The organism is Neobacillus fumarioli NBRC 102428 (assembly GCF_001591485.1).
Classification (GTDB): Bacteria; Bacillota; Bacilli; order Bacillales; family Cytobacillaceae; genus Neobacillus; species Neobacillus fumarioli.
Genome location: NZ_BCUZ01000099.1, coordinates 1 through 10,110, shown reverse-complemented (window position 1 = coordinate 10,110; position 10,110 = coordinate 1). Strand labels below are relative to the sequence as shown.

Below are 10,110 nucleotides of genomic sequence, written 5' to 3'. Positions count from 1 at the left end.
TTAATTGGAGTAAGAAAAATTACTCCTTTCTTAAGTTTACAGTTTATGTAATCACGTCTCTTAAAGAAAGTTTGTACATCAAAAGACATATCTTTCTGCCATAACTTCAATTTCATGATCAGATCACATCTAAAAAAATCTAGTTAAAAATTGGATAAGATTTTTTTACTAACTCATCAGTATGTTCGGTGATTAGCTTGTAGACTTCCTCATTCATTCTTTTATAAAGCATGTGATTCGCCTTATCCGGCTGGAATGTGTCACGAACCAGCACCATTTTTTGAATAGCTGCCTCATAGCTTTCATATGGACCAACAGCTACTGCCACGCAAATGGCCGAACCAAGACTGGCAGATCCGTTAACAATATTCCTTTCTGCCGGAACGCCGAAAACATCCGCAAAAATTTGCATCATTAAATCGCTGTTCGAACCGCCACCGGAAACGGTGATTTTATCCAGTTTAACATTCAATTCGGAACACATTGCATCCGTATGGTTTTTCATTGTTAAAGCAATTGCTTCCAATATGGAACGATAGATATGGGCCCGTGAATGACGGGCATCAAACCCAATCATCATTCCTTTTTTATACGGCTTATCTGTCGGAGCAAGCCAGTCTAAAACGGTCATTAACCCTTCGCACCCTGCCGGGACATCCATCGCTTCACGATTTAACCTTTCTTCTGCTGATAGCCCTGCTTTTTCCGCCTTTTCCGCAAACTCCTCCCCCAGTAAATTTTTAAACCAACTGACTGTCCACATCCCTCTTCGAATGCCGTTGCTTTCGTATAAATACTTATTTGGCATAGAAGCAAAGTTTGTCCAGAAATATTGCGTTCCTTTTGGATTCTCAAGCCCATGCATCATGGAAGCAATATAGGTCCCAAGCGAAACCAGTGCGGTATTTTTAGCCAATAAACCTGCACCCAGTGCTTCAACTGCTTTATCATTTGCCGTTGCTACAACTGGAACCCCGACAGGAATACTGGTTGCTTTTGCAGCTTTCTCAGTGACATAGCCTAGAATGGTTCCTGGCATTTGCAGGTGGAATAGCATTTCACGTGGAATTTGATATGTCCGGATTACCTCTTCATCCTTGCTCCATTCCCATGTGTCGGTATCTATAGGCCACATGCCTTGATAATTCGCAGCTGTGTCATTAAAGTTTCCGGTGAAACGATGTGTTATATAACCTGATGAAGTGGTAACATACTTCACGGAAGGGTTCGTATGCTCATATGGTCTTGAGACGCGTGCATCCATCCAGCTCATGACAGGCTGTGCAAGGGAGCCGTCTTCTTTTAACAAAGCGCGGCAAAAACGAATGGTACACAAACCAATGCCAATAATATCGTTTTTATCTCCAGGAAACTGTTCCATTGCAACTTTACTGGCAGATACAATGGAATCCCACAAATCATCATCTGGATGCTCGACTATGCCCGGTTCAGGCATATTCAGTGGCTGTAAATTTTTCTTCCCCTCGCAAATGATAGTACCTTCCAAATCAAAAATAACTACTTTTGAACTTTGTGATCCGCCATCAATGCCAATAATGTATTTTTTACCCATAATAATCCTCCAGTTTTAGCCAGTATCTCTTATGTAACGAAGGGATTCACCCTTGATTGAATCCCTACTCATCTGACATCATTAAGTTGTTTATCTAACTAAATAGCCTCCATCGACTGACAAGATATGTCCATTTACATAATCCGATGCACGGCTTGAAAGGAATATTGCTGCACCCATCAAGTCTGCTGCGTCTCCCCAACGATTTGCCGGAATGTGATCGAGCACCCTTTTGTTTGTTTCCGGATTGCTTCTGGTGGCTGCCGTGATATTGGTTGCAAAGTACCCTGGTGCGATACCATTGACTTGGATGTTGTATTGTCCTAGTTCATCACAATAAGCCTTCGTCAAACCAGCAATCCCATGTTTTGTTGCGGCATAAGCCGGTGACCACTGCCCGCCAAGGAAAGTAAACACAGAACATATATTAATGATTTTCCCGCTTCGTTGTGGAACCATCACTTTTGCTGCTTCATAGCTCATTTCAAATGCAGCAGTCAAGTTAATATCGATCATTGGGTCCCATTTTTTTCGATCAAAGTCAAGCACTTCTGCAAGATTACAAATTCCTGCGCAGTTAATAAGAATATCCACGGAGCCTAATCTTTCCACACAAGTATGAATGATTTTTTTAGGTGCTCCTTCTTTAGAAATATCTATTTGGATAAACTCCATTCTTGAGCCGGCTTCTTCTATCAATCTTTTTGTTGTTCCGTCATCCTCGACAATACTTGGAATAAATAGGTTCGCGCCAGCCTTTGCCAATGCAAGTGAAAATGCCTGGCCAAGTCCTGAGTTTCCTCCTGTAACAATTGCATTTTTTCCTTTCAGTGAGAAAAAGTCCAATGCGAATTCTTGAACTTCCATATGTAAAGCCTCCTAGTATGTTTAATCCTCCAAGAACTTAACCGGGATGATATTTCCCGCATTCATTACATTGTTTGGGTCAAAAGCGTTTTTGAGCGTTTTGAGAATGTAGAATGAAGAACCGTATTCATCTTTAATCCATGGTGCTCTTGCTTTCCCGACACCATGATGGTGTACCATTGTGCCCCCATGTTTAATCGCTTCTTCAACAATAATTTTGTTAATTGGATTATGGTATTTATTAATCTCTTCTTCAGGCGGACAATCAACAATATTGTAGTAATAAACAAAGTAAACATTTGTACCGTTAATGTAACTATGTGAAGAATGCCCTCCTACCCAAGTGATATCAGGAATTTCTTCAGCAACACGTTTGCAGCATACTTCATAGATTTCATGAATCGTTTCCCAATTACTTGCGATTTCCGTTGTAAAGCCCATGTTTTGCGTTTGAATGATTTCTTCTCGTTCTTCTGCAATTTGTTTCGGACCCCAGTTTAGTTGTAAGAACCACTGTTCTATTAAACTACTATCCACTTGTTGGCATTCAGCATACTTGGCAACAATTTTTTCGATACCATTACCTGTAGCTTCTGCAATTTCCTTAGGTCCTTCTGCCATAAATACCAGTACACATTTATCTTTTGCAAAGTGGGAGAAATGACCTGCTGCATCGGCTTTATCATAAAGACGGGCGATTGATGGTTTAAATCCGGCAACCATTACTTCCCGCAAAATTTCAAAGCCAGTTTTCATATTTTCAAGTGTAAAACCATAATATTTATTATTTTCTGGCATATATTTGAATATTTTCACAGTCACCTCTGTTATGTAGCAAAGAGACCCTTCATTTCCGATAATCACATGGCGAATATCCGGGCCTGCTGCACGGCGCGGCACATTTTTAATCCGGGTGATTTCTCCATTAGGAAATACTGCTTCGAGTCCTACAACCATATCCTCAATTCCACCGTATAGTGTTGAAAATTGGCCAATACTTCTTGTCGCTACAAGCCCGCCCATTTGCGCCATAGGTTTTGATTGTGGTGAATGCCCGGTCGTAAAGCCTTTTTCACGAAGCAGGTTCTCCAAATACTCCAACCCTACTCCAGCTTCGCAAGTGACTTGCATATTGTACTCATCAATTTTAATAATTTTTTTCATATCTGAGCCATCAAGCACAATGTGATTTTCACGAGTTGATTCAAGCATGCTTTCAAGCGCAGAATTACCGGTGCGGGGAATGACATTAATGCCATTCTCATTACAGAATCTAAGCACTTCAGCAATTTGCTGTGTATTTTGGGCTTTGACCACCGCAGCCGGGATTGGCCGAGTGAAAACGCCGGAGTACTCTTCATACTTTCTATAGCGGTCGACACTGCTTTCTTTTAACACCTGTTCATCGGTGATAACATGTTCCTCACCAACTATTTTCTTCATGCTTGCCACAATTTCCAATCTTGTTAACGCCTGCTTGTTTCCCATAATTTCTTCTCTCGTTATTGCCATGATCTTATTCCCCTCTCAATTTCAAATTCTTTTCCTTTGGCTTCATAAATAAGCATTTGGGCTTGTTTGATAGATCAAATCCGCTTATCTATTTGCCTCCAAATTCAATGACCGTCCGCCCTACATTGACACAACCGTCATCGTGAAAACTAGCAAATGCTCTATTAATCTCTTCTAACTGAATCCGTGAGAGTACGAGTTCATCCAACTGAAACTTGCCGTCCAAATAAAGCTGTGCAATGATTGGGAAATCACTGAACGGGTGCACATCGCCGTAAAAGCTGCCCTTTAGGATTTTTCCAACCCGATGGAATCCGCCAGCTGGCAACACTAATTCCTTCTTCGGGTTAAATGCTCCTATGACAACCGTTGTACCGCCTTTTCGAGTCGCTTGCCAAGCCGTTGAAGCCGCATTCGTATTACCCGTACAATCGATGGCGAAATGAACACCAAAGCCTCCCGTTAATGACTTGAGGGCCTCAACCGGATCGCCTTCCCCCACATTCACAGTATGGGTGGCTCCAAAAGATTTGGCGATTTCCAGATTCTGCTCTTTCAAGTCACAAGCAATGATTTTGGAGGCTCCCGCAATCCGAGCACCTTGGATCGCATTCACACCTACACCCCCAATTCCGAATACAGCCACCGTGGAACCTGGCGTAACCTTCGCTGCCCGAACGGCTGCTCCGTAACCGGTCGCCACTCCGCAACCTATGAGCGAAGCCTGTGCAAAAGGCATGTCGCTTGGTAGTTTCACACAGCTCATTTCCGGTACAACAGTGTATTCCGCAAAGGTAGAAAGCAAGGAGTTATGATAGATGTTTTTACCATTTTGACTTAAACGGCTTGTACCGTCTAAGAGAGTTCCTGCAAACATCGGGCTAAAAGCGGATTCACACAAATTGACCTGTCCCGTCTGACAAAATTCACATGTTCCACAGAAAGGCACCCAGCTTAGCGCGACTTTATCTCCTACTTTGACAGTTTTTACGTTTGGTCCCACTTCGACAACAATGCCCGCACCCTCATGCCCAAGAATTGCCGGAATTGGTGTTGTTTCTTCATACAGGGCATTTAAATCACTATGGCAAACCCCTGTTGCTTCAATTTTGACGAGCACCTCATTTGCTTTTGGGGAAGCTAGCTCCACTTCACAAATATGCAGTGGTGCACCGACTTCTGCCATAACAGCAGCTTTCATTTTCATGGGATTTTCCTCCTCAACTTCCGGTCATTAGTGTGCAATCCAGATTGCTTTCGTTTTGGTATAAGAGTTAAGTGAATGAATGGCATATTCTTTGCCCCAGCCGCTTTGTTTCAGCCCGCCGAACGGACTGGCATAGTCATAGCATCCATATCGATTGACGAACACTTGGCCTGCATCTAGTCTTTTGGCCACCCTGTGTGCCCGGGAAACATCATTTGTCCAAAGCCCTGCAGCAAGTCCGTAAATCGAGTCATTCGCCATTTTTACCACTTCTTCTTCGCTTTCAAACGGAATCACTACCAGAACAGGGCCGAAAATTTCTTCTTGGGCTACTCTCATTTTGTTATGGCAATCCGCAAGAATCGTAGGGCGAACGAAATAGCCATTCGCATTCGGCCCTTCTGTATCTCGATATCCGCCAGCAGCGACACGTGCCCCCTCTTCCTTCCCAATCTCGATATAGTTAAGAATACTTTCCATATGGGCTTTAGACACTTGTGGGCCTTGCTGGACGGTTGGATCGAAAGGATCCCCACATTTATAACTGTTTGCATAGTTTGCGAGTTTCTCAACAACTTCGTCATAGATTGGCCTTTCCACAAATAAACGCGTCGGAGCCGAACATTTTTCCCCTTTGTGCGTGAATAAACCGTAGAATGATCGTTCGATTGCAGCATCCATGTTCGGGGCGTCGGCGAAAATGATATTCGGTGACTTCCCCCCTAGCTCCAAGGTCACCGGCTTTAAGTTTGAATCGGCGGAATCGTGAACCAATTGTTTGCCCACACCTGTACTTCCAGTAAAGGAGACCTTGTCAACACCCATGTGGCGAGTAATATATGAACCAATGCGCCCTTCCCCCAGAATAAGGTTAAATACCCCAGCTGGAAGCAAGCCTGACTCGTGGATAATTTCCGTCAGACGAATCACCGAAAATGATGTTGCACTCGAAGGTTTAAAAACAATTGTATTACCCATCGCCAATGCTGGAGCAATCTTCCATGCCGCCATGACAATAGGAAAATTCCAAGGAACGATTTGACCGCACACGCCAATTGGATCTTTCGTGGTAAAACTAGTGAAATTTCCTTCAACGGGATTGACTTCCCCGTAAAATTTATCCACCCAACCGCCATAGTACTCGAATAACTCGGCCACCTCGAAAACGTCATCGTTGTACGATTCGGTGTAAAGCTTCCCATTATCGAGTGATTCCAGCGTTGCCAATTCATCTTGATGTTCCCGGATTAAAGCAGCGATTTTCCACATTAACCGGCCCCGTTCTCTACGGGCCATTGCCTTCCAAGGACCTTCTTCGAACGCCTTGCGCGCTGCAGCAACTGCATTGTCTACATCTTCTTGTGTTGCCCCCTTTAACTGGCCAATCACTAGGCCGGTTGCCGGATTCACTGAATCAATCAAGGAGCCGTTCCCATATGTCCATTCTCCATTGATGTATAAGGATTTCGTTGATTTAAGCCATTCCTTGGCCCATTTCAATTTGGCTGGTCTTATGGCATTCATACTTGTTTCTCCTCCTTCATTTTTTTCTTTAGCTCTTCTTTGGACATTTCTTTGACCCATTTTGAAACTTGTTGATACCCGTACCTCTCTTTTAACTCCACGACCATTGGGATAAAGCTTGCTGCATATTCTTCACACCGCACCTCATTAATTTCAATCCCTGCGACACAATGATTATGAAAAGTCAACATCGCTTCTGTCAGCATCGAAATGTTCTGCATGAGCAGAATCCCCATCATGCCTTCCCAAATGTTTAAATGGACTTCGCCCATCTCCAGCGAAGATTGAATAATGTAATGATTTCCAGCCTCTAACATGCTGCATTGAATCATCGTCTCTGCAATCACAGGGTTGACCTTCCCCGGAAAAAAGGAGGAGCCCGCTTGTACCGCTGGAAGCCTAAGTTCATTCAATCCTGCTTCCGGGCCTGACGCCAATAGCCTTAAATCTTTGGCCAACTTTAACAGGATTCGCGAAATCAAATGGATTTCTGAAGAAAGTTGAGCCAGATCATCTGGGTATTGAGCCGCATCATACAAATTTTCGCGCCATCTTAATGGATAACCGGTTGTTTCCACTAGCATGGGAACAATTGCTGTACGATACGCTTCTGGTGCCCCCGTTCCAGAACCGACTACGGTTCCACCAAGATTAATGTGGTGGATGAGTTCTACCGCATGGTGCAAAAATTCCCTTCTTCGTCTTAAAGCAGATGCCGTGGCTTCGAAAAGGCTTGACATCGGTACAGTCAGGCCATCCTGCCAGCATGTTCTGGCGATAGTGCGAATGGATGCAAAAGCTAAACTATGGTTTTCCAAGGTTTTAATAAGTTGATCCAATTCCTTAACAAACGGCTCCATCATTGAAATAAGGGCAATTCGCATTGCCGTGTGGCAAGCATCTGCCGTCGATTGCGATGCGTTCACATGCTCTGTCGGATGAACATCATCCCCTGCCAATCGAGCAATGACCTCATTGACATTCATATTGGTCCCGATACTTCCTCCCCCGTGGAACACGTCGATGGGGAACTGCTCGACCCATTTACCATCAATCAATTGCTGCGAGGCTTCTTGAATCTTCTCACAAATTTCGTCAGAGATAACACCTGCCCGCTTATTCGCCTTAGCTGCAGCCTTTTTAACCTGCGCCATCGCCCGGATATACGCTGGATAGTCGGATAACAGGTGGCCGGAGAACGACATGTGATTCACTGTGCGGACGGTTTGTATGCCATAGAGCACTTCGTCTGGTAACGATACGGTACCAAAGGCATCCTGCTCAATTCGCATACTCTCTTACACCTCCTTACCGACATAGAAACAAGTTCACTTCATATTTTTTCAAAGCTTCTTCATCGAGCTTAATGCAAGCGGATTGGGATCCCGGGCAGCTTGAAAAAGTGGATCAAGAGATAATAAATATTGTTTAATTTCGATTATGAGATTTAAAACGTCAAAAATTTCTTCATTCTATTTCGCTATCCGAAGCTGGTGTGTGATGTGATTGAGTGTAATGAATCCAACAACATGCTCACTATCATCCACAACGGGAATTTCGGTTTCCCCGGATTCCACCAGTTTGGTAAACGATTGGGTTAGTGGATCATCTATCCGAACAGCAAAGGCCCGATTGGCCTTGGGCCCTGTTGGCTTTAGTTCAATAACATCCGCCACTTTAAGCAAGTTCATCTGTCGGTAAATATCGCGGTTCCCAAGTAACTGTTTGACAAAATCGTTGGCCGGGTTCGTCAGCAGGCGATAAGGAGTGTCTGCCTGTACGATTTTCCCTTCAGCCATTACCACAATTCGGTCTGCTAAACGAAATGCCTCATCCACGTCATGGGTGACGAAGAGAATGGTCTTCTTCAGTTCCTTTTGGATTCGAATGAGTTCATCCTGCAGACTTGATCTTGTAATCGCATCGATGGCTCCAAACGGCTCATCCATCAAAAGGATTGAAGGGTCTGCTGCCATGGCCCGGGCAATCCCGACCCGTTGCTGCTGACCTCCGGACAACTGGCGGGGATAACGTCTACGGAACTGTTTCGGAACTAAGTGCACCAACTCTAACAGTTCATCAATTCGTTTGTCGATTTTGGCTTTCTCCCAACCAAGCAACTTCGGTACAACAGCAATATTGTCTTCAATCCTCATATGGGGAAACAGGCCATTTTGCTGAATAACATACCCAATGCCTCTCCTCAAGTTCTCTTCTTTCATCTGGGTAATATCTACCCCGTCGATTTCAATGGTTCCAGAAGTTGGTTCATAAAGACGGTTGACCATCTTCAAGAGTGTCGTTTTTCCGCACCCGGAGTGCCCGAGAAAGACGATGAATTCCCCTTGCTCAATTGACAAATTTATATTATTAACCGCAATGGACTGGGCTCCCCGGTATTTTTTTACGATATTTTTAAAAACGATTCCCATTTCCTCACCTCCAAAGTAAATTGACTTAACGGGTTTTCGTTTTATTTCAATAATCCGTTTTTAGTTAAGAAGTCTTTGGCGACATCTTTGATTTCTTTCTTATCAGGTCCATCCACTTCCCAATCCAGCTTTTGCATTTGCTCATCAGTCATCAAGGACATTAATTTTTCGAGCGGAGCTTTAATTTGAGGATACTCTTTTAATTTTTTGTCATTAATGATCGGTGCGACATTGTAAGCAGGGAAAAATCCGATATCATCCTCCAAGACAACTAAGTGATTTCCAGCCACATCCCCGTCAGAACCAACCGAAACAGTCACATCAGATTTTCCTTGCAATAGTGGCTGGTAGCGCAAGCTATAGTCAATTTGGAATTGGTTCTTAAACTTAAATCCACCTTTATCCTTGAAGTAGTTTTGCAATCCTGGCAATGCGTCTGGGCGCACGTCAAATTCTTGCGGGAAAGAGAGCACTAATTCATGGCTGTGTTTCGCTAAATCCGAAATCGTTTTCAAGTTATATTTTTTAGCGGTTGCCTGCGTCACGGCAAAGCCGTATGTACTATTCAGAGGGGCGGGCTGCAACCAATCAATGTTCCAATGTTTAAATCCGTCACTTACCTCTTGCAATACCTTTTTTTGGTCTTTTTCTAACGGTTTCTTTAAGATATCGACCAACCCTGTGCCCGTGTACTCAGGGTACATGTCAATTTGACCGCTTTTAATAGCTTGGAAAGTAACGTTTGTTCCTCCGAGATTAAGCTTGCGCACGACCGGAACATGATTGGCTTCCAAGATATCTGCAAACATTTCTCCTTGAATGTAATTCTCTGTGTTATTCTTCGAACCGACTACAATCGGATCATTTTTCCCGCCAGCAGCACTTGTCGACTGATTAGAGTTTCCGCAGCCAACCAAAGACACCGCCAATGCACCAGTTAATAGACTTGTAATAATCGTTGTTTTTTTCATTATTTTTTCCCCCTTAACGTAGAC

At 43.7% G+C, this 10,110-nt stretch carries 8 protein-coding genes; all 8 read right to left on the bottom strand.

Annotation, left to right across the window (positions count from 1 at the left end; all coding sequences use genetic code 11):
- Positions 1-139: 139 nt before the first annotated feature.
- The 8 genes from BFU02S_RS12420 to BFU02S_RS12385 all read right to left on the bottom strand — a co-directional run bounded on the left by BFU02S_RS12420 (position 140) and on the right by BFU02S_RS12385 (position 10,086).
- The gene (locus tag BFU02S_RS12420; protein WP_066371094.1) at positions 140-1,573 is read right to left on the bottom strand and encodes an FGGY-family carbohydrate kinase; all 1,434 of its coding nucleotides are present in this window, start codon (positions 1,571-1,573) and stop codon (positions 140-142) included.
- A 90-nt stretch (positions 1,574-1,663) separates the two neighbouring features.
- Positions 1,664-2,440, bottom strand: coding sequence for an SDR family oxidoreductase (locus tag BFU02S_RS12415; protein WP_066371092.1), 777 nt, complete (start codon positions 2,438-2,440; stop codon positions 1,664-1,666).
- Between the two features lie 21 nt (positions 2,441-2,461).
- On the bottom strand, positions 2,462-3,952 hold the full coding sequence (locus BFU02S_RS12410) for an FAD-binding oxidoreductase (RefSeq protein ID WP_235842052.1): 1,491 nt from the start codon (positions 3,950-3,952) through the stop codon (positions 2,462-2,464).
- 88 nt (positions 3,953-4,040) lie between these two features.
- The gene (locus BFU02S_RS12405; RefSeq protein WP_066371089.1) at positions 4,041-5,159 is read right to left on the bottom strand and encodes a Zn-dependent alcohol dehydrogenase; all 1,119 of its coding nucleotides are present in this window, start codon (positions 5,157-5,159) and stop codon (positions 4,041-4,043) included.
- A gap of 27 nt (positions 5,160-5,186) precedes the next feature.
- A complete protein-coding gene (locus BFU02S_RS12400; RefSeq protein ID WP_066371087.1) occupies positions 5,187-6,683 on the bottom strand; it encodes an aldehyde dehydrogenase family protein in 1,497 nt (498 codons plus the stop codon).
- Positions 6,680-7,975, bottom strand: coding sequence for a lyase family protein (locus BFU02S_RS12395; RefSeq protein WP_066371081.1), 1,296 nt, complete (start codon positions 7,973-7,975; stop codon positions 6,680-6,682). Before BFU02S_RS12395 ends, BFU02S_RS12400 begins: the two co-directional genes overlap by 4 nt.
- Positions 7,976-8,155: 180 nt before the next feature.
- Complete coding sequence (locus BFU02S_RS12390) at positions 8,156-9,115, bottom strand: ABC transporter ATP-binding protein (protein WP_066371078.1); 960 nt, start codon at positions 9,113-9,115, stop codon at positions 8,156-8,158.
- Between the two features lie 41 nt (positions 9,116-9,156).
- Complete coding sequence (locus BFU02S_RS12385) at positions 9,157-10,086, bottom strand: ABC transporter substrate-binding protein (RefSeq protein ID WP_066371100.1); 930 nt, start codon at positions 10,084-10,086, stop codon at positions 9,157-9,159.
- Positions 10,087-10,110 lie beyond the last annotated feature (24 nt).

Coding starts and splice junctions, on each gene's coding strand:
- BFU02S_RS12420 (WP_066371094.1), bottom strand. CDS start 1,573: ATGGGTAAAAAATACATTATTGGCATTGATGGCGGATCACAAAGTTCA.
- BFU02S_RS12415 (WP_066371092.1), bottom strand. CDS start 2,440: ATGGAAGTTCAAGAATTCGCATTGGACTTTTTCTCACTGAAAGGAAAA.
- BFU02S_RS12410 (WP_235842052.1), bottom strand. CDS start 3,952: ATGGCAATAACGAGAGAAGAAATTATGGGAAACAAGCAGGCGTTAACA.
- BFU02S_RS12405 (WP_066371089.1), bottom strand. CDS start 5,159: ATGAAAATGAAAGCTGCTGTTATGGCAGAAGTCGGTGCACCACTGCAT.
- BFU02S_RS12400 (WP_066371087.1), bottom strand. CDS start 6,683: ATGAATGCCATAAGACCAGCCAAATTGAAATGGGCCAAGGAATGGCTT.
- BFU02S_RS12395 (WP_066371081.1), bottom strand. CDS start 7,975: ATGCGAATTGAGCAGGATGCCTTTGGTACCGTATCGTTACCAGACGAA.
- BFU02S_RS12390 (WP_066371078.1), bottom strand. CDS start 9,115: ATGGGAATCGTTTTTAAAAATATCGTAAAAAAATACCGGGGAGCCCAG.
- BFU02S_RS12385 (WP_066371100.1), bottom strand. CDS start 10,086: ATGAAAAAAACAACGATTATTACAAGTCTATTAACTGGTGCATTGGCG.